The organism is Streptomyces luteogriseus (assembly GCF_014205055.1).
Classification (GTDB): domain Bacteria; phylum Actinomycetota; class Actinomycetes; order Streptomycetales; family Streptomycetaceae; genus Streptomyces; species Streptomyces luteogriseus.
Genome location: NZ_JACHMS010000001.1, coordinates 7,921,359 through 7,937,244, shown reverse-complemented (window position 1 = coordinate 7,937,244; position 15,886 = coordinate 7,921,359). Strand labels below are relative to the sequence as shown.

The 15,886-nt window shown below is 72.9% G+C and carries 16 protein-coding genes and 1 pseudogene; 7 read left to right on the top strand and 10 right to left on the bottom strand.

The window, feature by feature from the left end:
• Positions 1 to 22: 22 nt before the first annotated feature.
• The 3 genes and pseudogenes from BJ965_RS35235 to BJ965_RS35225 all read right to left on the bottom strand — a co-directional run.
• Positions 23 to 1,243, bottom strand: a complete 1,221-nt coding sequence (locus BJ965_RS35235; protein WP_184914845.1) for a PP2C family protein-serine/threonine phosphatase — start codon at positions 1,241 to 1,243, stop codon at positions 23 to 25.
• A 100-nt stretch (positions 1,244 to 1,343) separates the two neighbouring features.
• Positions 1,344 to 2,108 carry an IclR family transcriptional regulator gene (locus BJ965_RS35230; protein WP_184914842.1) on the bottom strand — a complete coding sequence of 255 codons (765 nt, stop codon included), beginning with the start codon at positions 2,106 to 2,108 and terminating at the stop codon, positions 1,344 to 1,346.
• Positions 2,109 to 2,335: 227 nt separating this feature from the next.
• Positions 2,336 to 2,614: pseudogene (locus tag BJ965_RS35225) on the bottom strand (LacI family DNA-binding transcriptional regulator); the annotation flags it as partial.
• Positions 2,615 to 2,970: 356 nt separating this feature from the next.
• Here BJ965_RS35225 and BJ965_RS35220 point away from each other — a divergent pair.
• From BJ965_RS35220 to hypE, 7 genes are read left to right on the top strand one after another with little or no spacing between them, the layout of a single operon-like run.
• Positions 2,971 to 4,716, top strand: a complete 1,746-nt coding sequence (locus BJ965_RS35220; protein ID WP_184914839.1) for a hydrogenase maturation protein — start codon at positions 2,971 to 2,973, stop codon at positions 4,714 to 4,716.
• The gene (locus tag BJ965_RS35215; protein WP_184914837.1) at positions 4,713 to 5,300 is read left to right on the top strand and encodes a hydrogenase maturation protease; all 588 of its coding nucleotides are present in this window, start codon (positions 4,713 to 4,715) and stop codon (positions 5,298 to 5,300) included. The genes BJ965_RS35220 and BJ965_RS35215 overlap by 4 nt, the downstream gene beginning before the upstream one ends.
• Positions 5,301 to 5,339: 39 nt before the next feature.
• A complete protein-coding gene (gene hypB / locus BJ965_RS35210; protein WP_184914835.1) occupies positions 5,340 to 6,083 on the top strand; it encodes a hydrogenase nickel incorporation protein HypB in 744 nt (247 codons plus the stop codon).
• On the top strand, positions 6,080 to 8,392 hold the full coding sequence (hypF, locus tag BJ965_RS35205) for a carbamoyltransferase HypF (RefSeq protein WP_184914832.1): 2,313 nt from the start codon (positions 6,080 to 6,082) through the stop codon (positions 8,390 to 8,392). The genes hypB and hypF overlap by 4 nt, the downstream gene beginning before the upstream one ends.
• A 3-nt stretch (positions 8,393 to 8,395) precedes the next feature.
• The gene (locus BJ965_RS35200) at positions 8,396 to 8,716 is read left to right on the top strand and encodes a HypC/HybG/HupF family hydrogenase formation chaperone (RefSeq protein WP_184914828.1); all 321 of its coding nucleotides are present in this window, start codon (positions 8,396 to 8,398) and stop codon (positions 8,714 to 8,716) included.
• Positions 8,713 to 9,855, top strand: coding sequence for a hydrogenase formation protein HypD (hypD, locus tag BJ965_RS35195; protein WP_184914825.1), 1,143 nt, complete (start codon positions 8,713 to 8,715; stop codon positions 9,853 to 9,855). Before BJ965_RS35200 ends, hypD begins: the two co-directional genes overlap by 4 nt.
• Positions 9,848 to 10,918 carry a hydrogenase expression/formation protein HypE gene (gene hypE, locus BJ965_RS35190; protein ID WP_281402956.1) on the top strand — a complete coding sequence of 357 codons (1,071 nt, stop codon included), beginning with the start codon at positions 9,848 to 9,850 and terminating at the stop codon, positions 10,916 to 10,918. The genes hypD and hypE overlap by 8 nt, the downstream gene beginning before the upstream one ends.
• Before the next feature lie 55 nt (positions 10,919 to 10,973).
• Here hypE and hypA read toward each other — a convergent pair whose 3' ends face one another.
• From hypA to BJ965_RS35155, 7 genes are all read right to left on the bottom strand, one after another.
• The gene (gene hypA, locus BJ965_RS35185; RefSeq protein ID WP_184914821.1) at positions 10,974 to 11,324 is read right to left on the bottom strand and encodes a hydrogenase maturation nickel metallochaperone HypA; all 351 of its coding nucleotides are present in this window, start codon (positions 11,322 to 11,324) and stop codon (positions 10,974 to 10,976) included.
• Between the two features lie 7 nt (positions 11,325 to 11,331).
• A complete protein-coding gene (locus BJ965_RS35180) occupies positions 11,332 to 11,523 on the bottom strand; it encodes a hypothetical protein (RefSeq protein ID WP_184918092.1) in 192 nt (63 codons plus the stop codon).
• A 34-nt stretch (positions 11,524 to 11,557) separates the two neighbouring features.
• A complete protein-coding gene (locus BJ965_RS35175) occupies positions 11,558 to 11,764 on the bottom strand; it encodes a hypothetical protein (RefSeq protein WP_184914817.1) in 207 nt (68 codons plus the stop codon).
• Positions 11,765 to 11,805: 41 nt separating this feature from the next.
• Positions 11,806 to 12,402 (bottom strand): DUF5947 family protein, encoded by a 597-nt coding sequence (locus BJ965_RS35170; RefSeq protein WP_184914813.1) that lies wholly within the window; start codon positions 12,400 to 12,402, stop codon positions 11,806 to 11,808.
• Complete coding sequence (locus tag BJ965_RS35165) at positions 12,399 to 12,950, bottom strand: NifU family protein (protein ID WP_184914809.1); 552 nt, start codon at positions 12,948 to 12,950, stop codon at positions 12,399 to 12,401. The genes BJ965_RS35170 and BJ965_RS35165 overlap by 4 nt, the downstream gene beginning before the upstream one ends.
• The gene (locus tag BJ965_RS35160; RefSeq protein WP_184914805.1) at positions 12,943 to 14,736 is read right to left on the bottom strand and encodes a nickel-dependent hydrogenase large subunit; all 1,794 of its coding nucleotides are present in this window, start codon (positions 14,734 to 14,736) and stop codon (positions 12,943 to 12,945) included. Before BJ965_RS35160 ends, BJ965_RS35165 begins: the two co-directional genes overlap by 8 nt.
• A gap of 61 nt (positions 14,737 to 14,797) precedes the next feature.
• Positions 14,798 to 15,886 carry an NADH-quinone oxidoreductase subunit B family protein gene (locus tag BJ965_RS35155; RefSeq protein ID WP_184914802.1) on the bottom strand — a complete coding sequence of 363 codons (1,089 nt, stop codon included), beginning with the start codon at positions 15,884 to 15,886 and terminating at the stop codon, positions 14,798 to 14,800.

Genomic DNA, 15,886 nt, shown 5'->3' with positions numbered 1-15,886 from the left:
CCCGGACCGGCCGCGGCGGCTGTCAAGGGCAGCACTTCGCCTCGGACACCGGGGCGAGGACGCTCGCCCCGGGGGTCGCCGCAGCCACGTCCGCGCCTGTGGGGCGTGCGGCCGGCTTGCGGATGAGGAGCAGGGCCGCGTCGTCGTGCAGCCGGCCGCCCACATGTGCCAGCAGTTCGTCGTGGAGCGCGCCCAGGGTGTGGGACGGCTCGTGGGAGACGTGCCGTTCCAGGCCCTCGGCCAGGGGGTAGAAGGCGCGGCCGCCGTCGCGGGCCTCGGTCACACCGTCGGTGTAGAGCAGCAGTTGGTCGCCGTCGGCGAAGGGGAGCACCTGGAGCCCCGGGGGGTGGCCCGTGAGGGCGCGCAGTCCGAGGGGCGGGGCCGGGCGTGCGGGCTCGACCGTGCTGATGGCCCCGGAGGCGCTCACCAGCAGCGGGGGGTTGTGCCCGCAGTTCACCACCTCAAGATGCCCGGCCCTCGGGTATCCGGCGACGACGGCGGTGACGAAGTCGTCGTGGCCGAGGTTGCGGGCGAGGCTCCGCTCGATCCTGTCGACGACGGCGAGGAGGTCGGCTTCGTCGTGGGCGGCCTCACGGAACACACCGAGCACCAGCGCCGCGGTCCCGACGGCGGGCAGTCCCTTGCCGCGCACGTCGCCGACGATCAGCCGCACCCCGTGCGGGGTGGGTATCAGCGCGTACAGGTCACCGCCGATACGGGCCTCCGCCGCCGCGGCACTGTAGCGCACGGCCACCTGGAACGGCCCCACGGTCGACGGCACCGGCCTGAGCAGCGCGTGCTGGGCGGTCTCCGCGACCGAGCGGACGGCGGCGAGCACCCGTTCCCGGCGTCCGCGCAGGGCGCTGGCCAGGCCGCTCGCGAGGGTGACGGCGACCAGGGCCGACAGTACGGCGGTCAGTTCCCGGGCCGGTACGCCGTCCCGGATCCCGAGTGCCAGGCCGAGCGCCGCGGCGAGGAAGCCGACACAGAGGACCCCGCGCGGCCCGTTGGTCGTGGCGGCCAGGGCGGGCCCGGCCGCCAGCAGGGGCAGCCAGATCATCCCGGCTCCGCCGGCGAGGTCGGCGGACACGACGAGGGCGATGACCAGGACGGGCAGGACGGGTGTTCCGACGGCCAGCCGTGCGACGGCGCGCCTGCGGGCCGAAGTCCCGGCACCGGCCACCCGGCTCCTGAACGGCCGTACCGGCCGGTGGTCGACGCCATGGTTACGGGCTTGGCTCATGTCTGGGTCCGCAGTCCTCACCTGTGCCGGCGCACATCCCGGAAATGTCTGACTTATACAGAAAACGGGGTGAGAGTGGTCCCCGGCAAGAAGCGGATTTTCAGATAGTGAGCGAGAGGCTCCGGGTCACGCGGCTCGCGGTCGGGAGCAGCCGCTCGCGGATCTCCGGAAGCCGGGAGAGCCGGTTCGACGGCAGCGAGACACCGAGGGAGCCGAGCGTGTCCCCACTGTAGACCGGGACGGCGACGCAGACCGTGCCCAGGGCGTACTCCTCCAGGTCCGTGATGGCCGGGGCCATGGGCGGGGCCTCCAGCCGCTGGAGGAGTACCGGGAGGCTGGTGATGGTCCGCGGGGTGAGGTCGGCGAGGTGGTGGCGGGAGAGGTACTCCTGGCGGGCCTCTTCGTCCAGCTCCCGCAGGACGGACTTGCCCAGCGCGGTGGCGTGTCCCGCGTCCTCGAAGCCCACCCAGAGATCGACGCGGGGGATGCCGGGGCCGTCGACGATCTCGGCGACCCGGATCTCGCCCTCCTCGTAGAAGGTGAGGTAGGCGGCCGTCGCGAGTTCGTCGCGCAGCGCGGCGAGGGTGGGCCGGACGCGGCTGAGCAGTGCCTGCGCCCGCCCCGTGGACTGCAGGGTCTGGAGTTTGTCGCCGAGGACGAAGCCGCCGTCGTCCAGTTTCCGCACGTACCCGTCGTGCACCAGGGTGCGCAGCAGGTGATAGGCGGTGGCCAGGGGCAGGCTGGTTTCACGTGCCAGCTGCTTGGCCGGTGCGCCGTTCTCGTGCGCGCTCACCGCCTCCAGCAGGCGCATGGCCCGCTGGACGGAGTTGATCAGCGTGGGGCCGGGGCCGTCTTGCGCACCCATACGAACAGCGTGCGTCAGGCGCACGGCCCAGGCAAGGGAGAATGCGGGCGGGCGCTGCCGCGGGCGAGGCGCGGCTGGACAGGCAGTACCCGCACAGCGGGCCGTTGGCGGGGGGCCCGGGCCGCTGGCGTGCCGCGCGGTGGGCTCTTGGCGGCCACCCGCAGCGCGGGCGGAACGCCCCGCTCGACGGGCACCCGGCTTCACAGCGTCGGCGCCCCGCTCGACGGGCGCTCGACGCCGATCAGCAGCGACGCGGGGCCGCGGAGGGCGGTTCCCAGGGTGACGACGCCGATGGAGCGGGTCCGCCCGGAGGCCAGGGCCCGGGCGGCGCTGTTCAGCCGGTAGCCGAGCTCCCCGGCCGCCGCGAGCACCCTGCGGCGTACGTCCTCGGAGACGTACCGCTCCCCGTTGGGCACCCGCGACACCGTCTTCTGCGAGACACCGGCCAGCCGGGCCACGTCCACGCTGCGCGGCGCACCGCCGGCCCGCCCTCCCGTTCGCGTCATCGCTCTCCCCCCCCCCCCCCCGTGTCCGGGGGCCGCACCGCGGCCGATCACACCCAGCGTTCCACACCGTGCCGCACCTGACCGGCCTCGTCGGCGCTCGGCCGACCGCGGCCCGCGACGCACAGCACGGGTTCGCCCGCGTGTCGGCGGTGACGTACAGGTAGTACCGGGTGCCGGTGTCGCGGTGCGCGACCGGGTCGCGGACGAGGCCCGCGGCACCGGATACGTTCGCGGGCGACGGCCGACCGGTATTCCGCTCAGGTTCCGCTTACCCGTTCGGCCGGAAGCGGTCGCCGGCCGCGAAACGCCGCCGTGGTCCTTCACCGCCCTCCCCCGACCGGCGACCATGCGATGTCATGGACATCTTGCTCGTCGCCAGCGCGTTCAACAGCCTGTCCCAGCGTGTGTTCGCCGAACTGTCGGACGAGGGGCACCACGTGGAGGTCGTGCTCGCCTCGCACGGCCCCGACGCCGTCCGGGCCGCCGTACGCGAGGTGGGCCCGGAGCTGATCGTCGCCCCGATGCTGAAGTCGGCCCTGCCGGAAGACGTGTGGCGCGAGCACACCTGCCTGATCGTGCACCCGGGGCCACCCGGTGACCGGGGCCCGTCGTCGCTGGACTGGGCGATCGCCGAGGAGGCGTCCGAGTGGGGCGTGACGGTGCTTCAGGCCGAGGCGGCCATGGACGCGGGGGACGTGTGGGCCGACGGCACCTTCCCGGTGCCTCCGGTGGGCAAGAGCGACATGTACCGCAACGAGGTGGCGGACACGGCCACGGCCGCCGTGCTGCAGGCCGTGCGGCGCTACGCCGAAGGGTCCTACAAGCCGCGCCCGCAGAGCGAACCGGGGGCCCACGTGGTGTGGCGGGACTACTTCCGCCAGGAACAGCGGCGGATCGACTGGGAGCACGACAGCACGACGACGGTGCTGCGCAAGCTCCGCGGCGCCGACTCACAGCCCGGCGTCCGGGACGAGATCTGCGGCCAGGAGGTGTTCCTGCACGGCGGTCACCCCGAGGACCGGCTGCGCGGGGAGCCCGGGGAACTGCTCGCGACCCGGGCCGGCGCGCTCTGCCGGGCCACCCGGGACGGCGCGGTGTGGATCCCGGAGCTGCGCCCCCGCAAGAGCTCCGGTGACCCCGCGCCGTTCCGTCGCCCGGCGGCCTCGGTGCTCGCCCATTTCCCGGCCCCGCCCGGCAGCGCACCGGGCATGCCGGGTGCGTACGACCGCCCGTACTGGCTGCCCGAGATCGCCGCACCGCTGGAACTGCCCCCGGACCGCACCACCTGGACCGACATCCGCTACCGGCAGCGCGGTCCCATCGGGTTCCTGGCCTTCTCGTTCCCGGGCGGGGCCATGAGCACCACCCACTGCCGCAGGCTGCTCGCCGCCTGGCGGTACGCCCTCACCCGCCCCACCTCGGTGCTGGTGCTCGGCGGCGCCCGCGACTTCTTCTCCAACGGCATCCACCTCAACGTCATCGAGGCGTCGAGCGACCCGGCGGGTGAGTCCTGGTCCAATCTGAACGCCATGGACGACGTGGTCGAGGCGGTGCTGCGCACCACCGACCGGCTGGTGGTGTCAGCCCTCGGCGGCAACGCGGCGGCCGGCGGTGTCATGCTCGCCCTGGCCGCCGACGAGGTCTGGTGCCGCACGGGCAGCGTCCTCAACCCGCACTACCGGAACATGGGCCTGTACGGGTCGGAGTACTGGACGTACTCGCTGCCCCGCCGGGTGGGCGCCGAGACGGCCGAGCGGCTGACGGCCGAGGCGTTGCCGGTGAGCTCCGCGACGGCCGCGCGCATCGGGCTGGTGGACCGTCTGGTGCCGGTCACGGCCCAGGAGTTCGCCCCCGAGGTGGAGCGCCTGGCCGCAGACCTGGCCGCGGACCCGGACCTTCCGCGCCGGATCACCGCCAAGGCCACGGCCCGCCACGCGGACGAGCTCGCCCGCCCCCTGGCCGAGTACCGGCGGGCCGAACTCGCCCGTATGCGCGCCGTCTTCTTCGACCCCGAGGCGCCCTACCACGCGCTGCGGTCCGCCTTCGTCCGCAAGCTCCCGAACGGCTCCGCCCGGCCGCTGGCCACCGAGGACGCGCGATGAGCGCGCGGCTCCTCGTGGCGGGGGTCGGCAACATCTTCCTCGCCGACGACGCGTTCGGCCCCGAGGTGATCCGCGCCCTGGACCAGGACCCGCTGCCTGCGGAGGTGCGGGTGCGGGACTTCGGCATCCGCGGCATGGACCTCGCGTACGAGCTGCTCGACGGCTACGACACGGCCGTCCTGGTCGACGCGGCCGTGCGGGGGCACGAGCCGGGCACGCTGTCGCTGATCGAGCCGGACCTGCCCGACGGCGCCACGGCGGGCCCGCCGCCCGAGGCGCACGGCATGGACCCGGCGAAGGTCCTCGCCCTGGCCGCCCACCTGGGTGACGAGCCCCTCCCCCGCGTCCTTGTACTGGCCTGCGAGCCCGAGGTGCGGGCACCCGCCGACGAGGACATCGCCCCGGGCATCAGCACGACGGTGCGCGAGGCGGTCGGGCGGGCCGTCGCGGCGCTGCACACTCTGGTGCCGGTACTGCTCGCCGACCCGGCGGCCACGCCCCCGTTGAGCCGCCCGGACGAATCCGCCGCCCTGTCCTCGGCCGGGCTGCCGGGCAAGGTGGGCGGCGGCGCGGAGGATCGGTAGCGGAACGATTTCCCTACCGACCCGCGAGGAGCGGCGCCCATGTGCGATTCCCTGGACGAGGTCACCCAGGCCGTCCTGGCGAAGAACGACGGTCTGGCCGCGGACCTGCGCGAGGAGCTGGCCCGGCGCGGAGTGAGCGTGGTCAACCTGCTGTCCAGCCCGGGCAGCGGCAAGACGGAACTGCTCGGGCGGGTGCTGGCCAGGGCGGTGGAGCGGAGCCTTCCGGTGGCCGCCCTCACCGCCGACCTGGCCACCGAGAACGATGCCGACCGGCTGGCCCGGTCGGGAGCCCCGGTGAAGCAGCTGCTGACGGACGGGCTGTGCCATCTGGAGGCGAGGCAGCTGCGTGGGCACGTGGAGAGCTGGCTGCCTGCGGGCACGTCGCTGCTGTTCGTGGAGAACGTGGGCAATCTCGTCTGCCCCGCGTCCTATGACCTCGGCGAGAGCCTGCGGATCGTGCTCATGGCGGTCACGGAGGGCGAGGACAAGCCGCTGAAGTACCCGACGGCCTTCGGGTCCGCCCATCTGGTGGTGCTGACGAAGACCGATCTGGCCGGGCCGGCCGGGTTCGACGAGACGGCCTTCGAGACGAACGTCCAGCGGGTCAACCCCGGGGTGGAGGTGATGCGGTCCTGTGCCCGTACCGGCGCCGGGGCCGACGCTCTTCTGGAGCGTGTGCTGGCCGTCCGGGACGGGGCCCCCGCCCACCGGCCGCCCCTGGCGCCCCGCCCGCACACCCACACCCACACGCACGAGGGCGCCGAAGCCGGCCTCGTCCCGTGACGGCGCCCGCCACCGGGGCGGTACGCCGGCGCGTCACCGTTCGGGGCACCGTGCAGGGCGTGGGCTTCCGCCCGTTCGTGCACCGCCTGGCCACCGAACTGGCGCTCGCGGGCTTCGTGAGCAACACGGCGAGCGGTGTCCTCATCGAGGTGGAGGGCCCGCCGGACGGTGTCGCCGACTTCTGCGACCGGCTGACCGCGGAGCCTCCGCCGCTGGCCACCGTCACCGGTGTCGGCTTCGAGGACCTGCCCGTCACCGGCGCCGAGAGCACCTTCGGCATCCGCTCCACCGACCGCTCCCCCGGCAGCACCCTCCTCCCGCCCGACACGGCGACCTGCCCGGACTGCCTGCGGGAGCTGGCCGATCCCGCCGACCGGCGGCACCGGCACCCGTTCGTCACCTGCACCCACTGCGGTCCCCGCTTCACCATCGCCACGGGCATGCCGTACGACCGGGCGGTCACGACCATGGCCGGCTTCCCGATGTGCGCCGCGTGCGCCCGGGAGTACGGCGACCCCCTCGACCGCCGCTTCCACGCCCAGCCCGTGGCCTGCCCCGACTGCGGTCCCCGGCTGCGCCTGGTGCCGGCGCCCGGGAGCGAGGTCCGTCCGGCCCGGGGTGCCGAAGCCCTGGCATCGGCACGGGCGTTGCTGGCCACCGGGCGGATCGTCGCCGTCAAGGGCCTCGGGGGCTATCACCTGGCCTGCGACGCCACCGATGCCCGGGCCGTCGACACCCTGCGCACCCGCAAGGCACGCGGCGGCAAGCCGTTCGCCGTGATGTGCGCGGACCTCGACGACGTACGGCGGATCGCGGACCTCTCCGCGTCCGAACGGGCCGCTCTCACCGGCTCCCGGCGTCCCATCGTCCTGCTGCGCCGGCGCGGAGAGGCGGGCGCACTCGCGCCCGGCGTCTGCCCCGGCAGCCCGCACGTCGGCGTGATGCTTCCCTACACGCCCGTGCACACCCTGCTGCTCGGCCTGCCCGGTGACCCGCCCGGCCCGCGCGTGCTGGTCATGACGAGCGGCAACCGCTCCGGGGAGCCGATCGTCACGGACGACGACGAGGCGCTGACCCGGCTCGCCGGGCTGGCCGACGCCTGGCTCGCCCACGACCGGCCCATCGCCTCGCCCTGCGACGACTCCCTGCTGCGGGTGCGGCCCGACGGCACCGAGCAGGTGCTGCGCCGCTCCCGGGGGTACGTGCCCCGGCCGCTGCGGCTGCCGGTCCCGGTGCGGCCCGCCCTCGCTGTGGGTGGCGACCTGAAGAACGCCCTGTGCCTCGGCGCGGGCGAGCAGGCCTGGTTCGGCCCGCACATCGGCGACATGGGCGACCTGACCACCCTGGAGGCGGCCCGGCGGGCGGACGCGCACCTGCGGCGCCTGACCGGCGTGAGTCCCGAAGTGTTCGCCGCCGACCGGCACCCCGGGTACCACTCGACACGGTGGGCCGCCCGACTGGCCGGGCACGCCCCCGTGACGGTCCAGCACCACCACGCGCACATCGCCTCGGCGATGGCCGAGCACGGCCTGGACGGCACCACCCCCGTGATCGGCGTCGCCTTCGACGGCACGGGCTACGGCGACGACGGCACCGTCTGGGGCGGCGAGATCCTCCTCGCCGACTACACCGGCTTCCGGCGCTACGCCCGCCTCTCCCCCGCCCCGCTGCCCGGCGGCGACGCGGGCGTCGCCAACCCGTGCCGTCTGGCCCTGGCCCGGCTGTGGGCCGCGGGACTGCCGTGGGACGCGGACCTGCCGTGCGTGAGCGCCTGCACACCTCGGGAACTCGCCTTGCTCCGGCGGCAGTTGTCCGGCGAGCTGGCCTGTGTGCCGACCTCCAGCATGGGCCGGCTCTTCGACGCCGTGTCGTCGCTCCTGGGCGTGTGCCATCGCGCGGGGTACGAGGCGCAGGCCGCGCTGGAGCTGGAGGCGGCGGCCGCGTCGGCATGGGGCGCCGACGGGTCCGCGTACGCCTTCGCCGACGGGCTCGACCCCGCGCCCTTGCTGGGTGCGCTGGTCGCCGATCTGCGGCGCGGCACCCCCGCCGCCGTGCTCGCGGCCCGTTTCCACCGTGCCGTGGCGCGGGCGGTGGCGGCGATCTGCCGGCGGGCGCGTCAGGACACCGGACTCGCCACCGTCGCACTCAGCGGCGGGGTGTTCGCCAACGCGCTGCTGGAGGAGGAGTGCGCGCGGCTGCTGACAGAGGACGGCTTCGCGGTGCTGCGGCACGGCGAAGTCCCGCCGAACGACGGCGGGCTGGCCCTCGGCCAGCTGGTGGTCGCGGCGCACCTACGACAGGAGGAGTGACCCATGTGTTTGGCAGTGCCGGGCAAGGTCGTCGCCATCGACGACAGTGCCGAACCGCTCACCGGGCTGATCGACTTCGGCGGCGTGCAGAAGAAGGCGTGCCTGGAGTACGTGTCCGACGTGAAGGTGGGTGAGTACGTCATCGTGCACGTCGGCTTCGCGCTCCAGCGTCTGGACGAGGAGTCGGCCCTGGCCTCGCTGAAGTTGTTCGAGGAACTGGGGCTCCTGGAGGAGGAGTTCGGGGACGCCTGGGAGCAGGCGGCCAAGGAGGCGGGCGGTACCGCGGCGGCGGAGGCCCAGGGCAGTGGGAGTGAGGCCCGGTGAAGTACATCGACGAGTTCAACGACCCCCAGCTGGCACGGCGACTGCTGGACGAGATCCGCGCCACCGCCACCCGGCCCTGGGCCCTGATGGAGGTGTGCGGAGGGCAGACCCACTCGATCATCCGACACGGCATCGACCAACTGCTCCCCGAACAGATCGAGTTGATCCACGGGCCCGGTTGCCCGGTCTGTGTCACGCCGCTGGAGGTCATCGACAAGGCGCTGGAGATCGCCGCGCGCCCCGGGGTGATCTTCTGCTCCTTCGGCGACATGCTCCGGGTGCCGGGCACCGACCGCGACCTGTTCCGGGTCAAGGGCGAGGGCGGCGACGTACGGGTGGTGTACTCGCCGCTCGACGCCCTGGAGCTGGCCCGCCGCAACCCGGACCGGGAGGTGGTGTTCTTCGCGATCGGCTTCGAGACCACCGCCCCGGCCAACGCGATGGCCGTGCACCAGGCGCGCAGGCTGGGCCTGACCAACTTCAGCCTGCTGGTGTCGCATGTGCGGGTCCCCCCGGCCGTCGAGGCGATCATGACGGCGCCCGAGTGCCGGGTGCAGGGCTTCCTGGCCGCCGGGCACGTGTGCAGCGTGATGGGGATGGCCGAGTACCCGGAGCTGGCCGAGCGGTTCCGCGTGCCGATGGTCGTGACCGGCTTCGAGCCTTTGGACATCCTGGAGGGCATCCGCCGGGCGGTCCGCCAGCTGGAGCGCGGTGAGCACCGGGTGGAGAACGCCTACCCGCGTGCCGTGCGCGAGGAGGGCAACCCGGCCGCGGTGCGCATGATCGAGGAGGTCTTCGAGGTCACCGACCGGTCCTGGCGGGGCATCGGGCGGATCCCGGCCAGCGGCTGGCGGCTGACCGACGCCTTCCGCGCGTACGACGCGGAGCACCGCTTCGACGTGAGCGGGATCCGTACCGAGGAGCCCGCCGAGTGCCGGGCGGGCGAGGTGCTCCAGGGCCTGATCAAGCCGACCGAGTGTGCCGCCTTCGGCACCACCTGCACGCCGCGCACCCCGCTCGGCGCCACCATGGTCTCCAGCGAGGGCGCCTGCGCGGCCTACTACCTCTACCGCCGGATGAACGCCCCGGCGCCGCAGGCCGACGGCACCGCGCAGCAGGAGGTGACCCCCGTTGCCTGAGCGACTCGCCGATGTGGTCGACCCGGCCAACTGGACCTGCCCCGCCCCGCTGCGCGACCAGGGGGTGGTGGTCATGGGGCACGGCGGCGGGGGTGCGCTGTCCGCGGAGCTGATGGAGCAGATCTTCACCCCGGCCTACGGCAACGCCACCCTGGCCGGGCTCGCCGACTCCGCCGTCCTCGAACTGGGCGGCGCGCGGCTGGCCTTCTCCACCGACTCCTACGTGGTCCGGCCGCTGTTCTTCCCCGGCGGCTGCCTCGGTGACCTCGCGGTCAACGGCACCGTCAACGACCTCGCGATGAGCGGTGCCGTGCCCGCATACCTCTCCGCCGCCTTCGTCCTGGAGGAGGGCGTGGAACTGAGCGTCGTCGAACGGATCGCCCGCTCGATGGGGGCGGCCGCGGAGGCCGCCGGGGTCACGATCGCCACGGGTGACACCAAGGTGGTGGAGTCCGGGCACGGCGACGGGGTGTACGTCACCACCGCCGGGGTGGGGCTCGTGCCCGCCGGGGTGGACATCCGGCCCCAGCGTGCCCGGCCCGGGGACGCGGTCATCATCAGCGGCCCGATCGGACTGCACGGCGTGGCCATCATGAGCGTGCGGGAAGGGCTGGAGTTCGGGGTGGAGGTCGCCAGCGACACGGCGCCGCTGGCCGGTCTCGTGGCGGCGATGCTGGCCGTCACTCCGGACGTCCATGTGCTGCGCGACCCCACCAGGGGCGGCCTGGGCGCGTCCCTGAACGAGATCGCCCGCGCCTCCGGGACCGGTGTCCGGCTCCAGGAGCGGGCGATTCCGGTGCCGGACGCGGTGGCGAACGCCTGCGGGTTCCTCGGGCTCGATCCGCTGTACGTCGCCAACGAGGGGCGGCTGGTCGCCTTCGTGCCGCCGTCGGAGGCGGAGGAGGTGCTGGCGGCGATGCGGGCCCATCCGCAGGGTGCCGGGGCGACACGGATCGGCGAGTGCGTCGCCGAGCATCCGGGGATGGTGGTGGTCGCCACCGGACTCGGCGGCACGCGGGTGGTGGACCTGCCGCTCGGGGAGCAGCTGCCGCGCATCTGCTGACCGCCGGACAGGAGAAGGGGCCCCGCCGACGGATCGGCGGGGCCCCTTCTCCTGTCTATGCCGGGACCGGCTCGATCCCGGTGATCTCCAGTTCACGGCCGCTGCGCAGGTCGCTGGAGGGCTGGTCGCAGCGCGGGCACCAGAAGAACGGGGGCATGCCCACCGGGAACTCCTCGGCGCACGGGCCGCACCAGGCCTGCGCGGGGATCTGCTCGACGACGAGGTGCGCCCCCGCGAGGGCGGTGCCGTCGCGGGCCACCTCGAAGGCGAAACCGAGGGCGTCGGGGACGACGCCCGCCAGCTCGCCGACCCGGACGGTCACCTTCGAGACGGCGTCCGTCCCGTCCGCCCGGGCCAGCTCGTCGGCCCGCTCGATGATCGCGGTCGCGATCGACAGTTCGTGCACGGCCGGCTCACGGGTAGCGGTGGCCGGCGCGGAACCCGCCCGCCATCCGCCAGATCCGCATCTCGCGCCTCAGGCTGGGCCACTCCCAGGCGAGCAGGGCCAGGGCCGCGCCGCCCACCAGGACGGCCTCGGTCTTCAGCACCCGCTGCCCGCTCATCCCGCCCCGCCTGCGCATGACGGTTCTGCGTGCTCGTTTCATTGCGGCGACTCCCTGCTCGTTCGCATCACGATGTTCATCCCGGCGAGATGTTCGGCATGGTCTCGGCGAGGGCGTCATGCCGCTTCCAGTGGATCCCCGTGGAGCGGCGCGCGTCGGCGGTGCCGTCCGCGTGGTGCCCCTTCTGCCGCTCGCGCGGTCCCTTGTTGCCCTGGTGCATCCCGGCGATGTGCCCGGGCGTGTCGGGCTTCGCCTGGGGCCGGCCCACTCTGATGTTGCCCATGGGTGCTCTCCTTCCTCGCCTCCGACCTGCGGAGTGCGTGGCTATGGCCGCTCGGTGAGGTCCTGGAAGAACTGCTCGACGGCCGGCCAGATCCGGCCGCCGCCGGACATGCCGCGCCACTCCCGGCGTACGACGGCGATCATCCGGTAGCAGTCGTCGATCGGCACGATCCAGTGCTCATCGAGGCCGTGGACGGTGTTCACCAGGAGCGCCTCCACGTCGGGTTCCACGGTTGCGAGCTGTGAACACGTCCCGGCCAGCTGCTGCCAGGCCGCCGTGTCCACCTCCCACCGCATGGCTCCCGCGGGGCTCGGGCCCTCGGCGGTGACGGTGCCGTCCGCCCGGGGCACGAAGAAGACCAGGCCGACGGGTACGCCCAGGACGGCCGTGTCGACCTTGGGCAGCCGGAGCCGGCGCCGGGGCACGAGCCGGTACTGGCCGTCCCTCGCCGCCGCGTCGGCGAACAGCACCGAGCAGGGGCCGCAGGCGCAGCGCACCTCCTGCTGGCCGGTGTCGTACAGGTGGGCGTGCTCGTCGGCGACGGGCGCGGCGCACAGGTCGCACACCTCCCGCTCGGCCACCGCCGTGCGGTCGGCCGAGGAGCGGATGAGGCGGGCCAGGGCCCCGTCGGTGGTCACGGGGCGCTCCGGTGCGTCAGCGTGGTCAGCGGGACGAAGGCGGGGGCCGTCTCGGTCAGGGGCTCCACCGCGGTCAGCTCGGGCGCCGCGGCGAGCACCGCCGCGCGGACCGCGTCGGTGACCTCGTCACCTCCGCCGCCGCAGCCGGACCCGCATCCGCCGCCGCCCGTGGTCAGACGGACCCGGGCGACCTGCCCCTCCACGCCGGCCCACTCCACGTCGCCGCCGCGTTCCTGCACGGCGGGCCGCAGCCGTTCGACCGCGCGGGCCGCCCGGCGTTCGGCGGGCTCGGGGTGGATGTCGTGCAGCACCAGCAGGTGCCCCAGGAGCTCGTCCTCGGCCAGGCGTTCGGCCAGCTGCTCGTCCGCCCGGTCCAGGACGCGGGCCAGGGCCTCGCCGTAGACCTCGGTCAGCAGGGCCACCGCCTCGGTCGCGGTGCGGGTCGTGGGGCCGGGGGCGGACTCGAGGCTGTCCAGCGCCTGGTCGAGCCGGGCGAGCCGGGCCTCGACGTCCGGGTCCGCCAGCCGTGCCGTGGTGGCCTCAGCCATGGTTCGCCCCGTACGTCGGCGAGTGCAGGGTGGTCAGCGTCTTGCCCTTGCCGACGTACATGTGCACACCGCACGGCAGACAGGGGTCGAAGCTGCGGACCGTGCGCATGATGTCGACGCCCTTGAAGTCGTCCGGCCCGTTCTCCTCGAAGATGGGCTGGCCCTGGACGGCGTCCTCGTACGGTCCGGGGGTGCCGAACTTGTCGCGGGGGCTGGCGTTCCACGGGGTGGGCGGGTACGGGTGGTAGTTGGCGATCTTCTTGTCCTTGATCACCAGGTGGTGGGAGAGGACGCCGCGCACCGCTTCGTGGAAGCCGCAGCCGATCGCCTCGTCGGGCACCTCGTAGTTCTCGAACACCTTGGTCTCGCCCGCGCGCACCATGCCCATGGCCTCTTCGAGGAACTGCAGGGCCATGGCGGCCGCGTAGGCGACGAAGTACGGCCGGGCGCGGTCGCGTTCGATGGTGTTGCTCCACTGCGGGATGCGCCACTCCAGGGTGGTCTCCGGCAAGGAATCGCCCTTGGGCAGGGAGATGCGCACACTGTGGCCGGTGGCCTTGATGTACGGGGTGTCGACCAGGCCGCTGAGCGCCGTCGACCACAGGCGGGCGAGGGGGCCGCCGCCGGTGTCGAGGGCGAGGTGGTCGCCGGTGCGCTGGTCGAACCAGCGGGGGCTCATCACCCAGCTGTACTTGTCGTCGAAGTCGCGCTTCTGCGGCACCGGGACGGTGGTCTGGTTCCACGGGTGGCGCATGTCGATGGGGTTGCCCAGCGGGTCGTGGGTGACGAAGGGCTGCTCGTTGACCCAGTCCTCGTAGTAGGAGCTGCCGAGCATGATGCGCAGGCCGAGGTTGATGTCGACGAGGTTGTTGGTGACCAGCTCGCCGTCGACGATGATCCCGGGGGTGACGTACATCGCCTTGCCCCAGGTGTTCATCGTCTCGTAGCGGTAGTCGACGACCTTGGGGTCCTGGAAGGCCCCCCAGCAGCCCAGCAGGGTGCGGCGGCGGCCGACCTCCTCGTAGCCGGGCAGTGCCTCGTAGAAGAAGTCGAAGACGTCGTCGTTCATGGCGACGGCCTTCTTCACGAAGTCGATGACCCTCATGAGGCGGCTGAGGTAGTCGGTGAAGACGGTCGGCTGCGGCATCGTGCCGACGCCGCCCGGGTACAGCGTGGAGGGGTGGACGTGCCGCCCCTCCATGAGGCAGAACATCTCGCGGGTGACCCGGCTGACCTTCAGGGCCTCCTTGTAGACCTCGCCCTCGAAGGGGTTGAAGGCCTTCATGATGTCGGCGATGGTCCGGTAGCCGTGGATCTCGCCGCGGGGCGCCTCGGTGCGTTCGGCGCGGGCCAGGACACCGGGGTTGGTGGCCTTGACCATCGCCTCGCAGAAGTCCACGAAGACCAGGTTGTCCTGGAAGATCGTGTGGTCGAACATGTACTCGGCGGCCTCGCCGAGGTTGACGATGTGCTCGGCCAGCGGGGGCGGCTTGACGCCGTAGGCCATCTGCTGGGCGTAGTCGGAGCAGGTGGTGTGGTTGTCGCCGCAGATGCCGCAGATCCGGGACGTGATGAAGCCCGCGTCGCGCGGGTCCTTGCCCTTCATGAACACCGAGTAGCCGCGGAACAGCGACGAGGTGCTGTGGCATTCGACGACTTCCCGGTTGGCGAAGTCGATCTTCGTGTAGATGCCCAGGTTCCCGATGATCCGTGTGATCGGATCCCAGGACATGTCCACGAGCTGTGGCGGTTTGCGGTCCGTGGGACGGGCCTCGGTGGTGGTCATCTGCGGTACTGCCCCTCGCTGTCGGTGGTGTGGGGGTGGGGGGTGTGCCCGGTGGGGTTCATCAGGCGCGCCAGTGCGGGTCGTAACCGCTGGTCAGCTTGCGCTTGTTGTGGCGCCACCTGGGCTCGTGGTTGACCAGCTCGTTGGTCATGCCGCGCAGTCGGCGGACGACGGCCCCGTACGGCTTGATGACCAGGGACGACAGGGTGCTGCCCGGGGGCTCGTCCATGAACGGCATGAACGCGTCGGGGAAGCCGGGCATCGTGCAGCCGATGCAGATGCCGCCCACGTTGGGGCAGCCGCCGATGCCGGCCATCCAGCCGCGCTTGGGCACGTTGCAGTTGACGACCGGACCCCAGCAGCCCGTCTTCACGAGGCACTTGGGTGAGTTGTAGTCCGCTGCGAAGTTGGCCTGCTCGTAGTACGAGCCGCGGTCGCAGCCCTCGTGGACCGTCTTCCCGAACAGCCACTGCGGGCGCAGCATGTGGTCCAGCGGCGGCGGGGGTGCGGAGCCGGCCGCGTGGTAGAGGACCCAGATCAGGGTCTCCATGAAGTTCTCGGGCTGAATCGGGCAGCCGGGCACGTTGACGATCGGCAGCCCGGCCTGGGAGGTGTAGTCCCAGCCCAGGTAGTCGGCCAGGCCCATGCAGCCCGTCGGGTTGCCGGACATGGCGTGGATGCCGCCGAAGGTGGCGCAGGTGCCGGCGGCGACGACCGCCCAGGCCTTGGGGGCCAGTTGGTCGATCCACCAGTTGAGGGTCTGCGGCTCGCCGGTCTCCGGGTCGTTGCCGAAGGACGTCCAGTAGCCGTCGCCCTCGATGATGTTCTGGTTGGGGATCGAACCCTCGATGACGAGGATGAACGGGCCCAGTTCGTCGCGTACGGCCGCCCGGTAGGGCGCCAGGAAGTCCTCGCCGCCCAGGCTGGGCGAGAGCACCTTGTTGACGAGGTTCACTTTCGGCAGGCCCGGGATCAGCCCGAGGACCAGGTCCTCGATGGAGGGCTGGTCGGCGGCGGTGAGCGAGACGGTGTCGCCGTCGCAGCTCATGCCCTCGGAGATCCAGAGGATGGTGATCTCGTCTATGCCCTTGCGGTCCTCGGACCGTTCGGGCTCCTTGCTGACTTCGGTGGTGCTGCTGTGGGTGGTCAT

Bases quoted from the DNA above. Each gene is read 5' to 3' on its own strand.
- BJ965_RS35165 (WP_184914809.1), bottom strand. From the start codon at position 12,950: ATGGCTGAGGCCACCACGGCACGGCTGGCGGACCCGGACGTCGAGGCC.
- BJ965_RS35220 (WP_184914839.1), top strand. From the start codon at position 2,971: ATGGACATCTTGCTCGTCGCCAGCGCGTTCAACAGCCTGTCCCAGCGT.
- BJ965_RS35155 (WP_184914802.1), bottom strand. From the start codon at position 15,886: ATGACCACCCACAGCAGCACCACCGAAGTCAGCAAGGAGCCCGAACGG.
- BJ965_RS35180 (WP_184918092.1), bottom strand. From the start codon at position 11,523: ATGAAACGAGCACGCAGAACCGTCATGCGCAGGCGGGGCGGGATGAGC.
- BJ965_RS35200 (WP_184914828.1), top strand. From the start codon at position 8,396: ATGTGTTTGGCAGTGCCGGGCAAGGTCGTCGCCATCGACGACAGTGCC.
- BJ965_RS35175 (WP_184914817.1), bottom strand. From the start codon at position 11,764: ATGGGCAACATCAGAGTGGGCCGGCCCCAGGCGAAGCCCGACACGCCC.
- BJ965_RS35160 (WP_184914805.1), bottom strand. From the start codon at position 14,736: ATGACCACCACCGAGGCCCGTCCCACGGACCGCAAACCGCCACAGCTC.
- BJ965_RS35235 (WP_184914845.1), bottom strand. From the start codon at position 1,243: ATGAGCCAAGCCCGTAACCATGGCGTCGACCACCGGCCGGTACGGCCG.
- hypB (WP_184914835.1), top strand. From the start codon at position 5,340: ATGTGCGATTCCCTGGACGAGGTCACCCAGGCCGTCCTGGCGAAGAAC.
- BJ965_RS35230 (WP_184914842.1), bottom strand. From the start codon at position 2,108: ATGGGTGCGCAAGACGGCCCCGGCCCCACGCTGATCAACTCCGTCCAG.
- BJ965_RS35215 (WP_184914837.1), top strand. From the start codon at position 4,713: ATGAGCGCGCGGCTCCTCGTGGCGGGGGTCGGCAACATCTTCCTCGCC.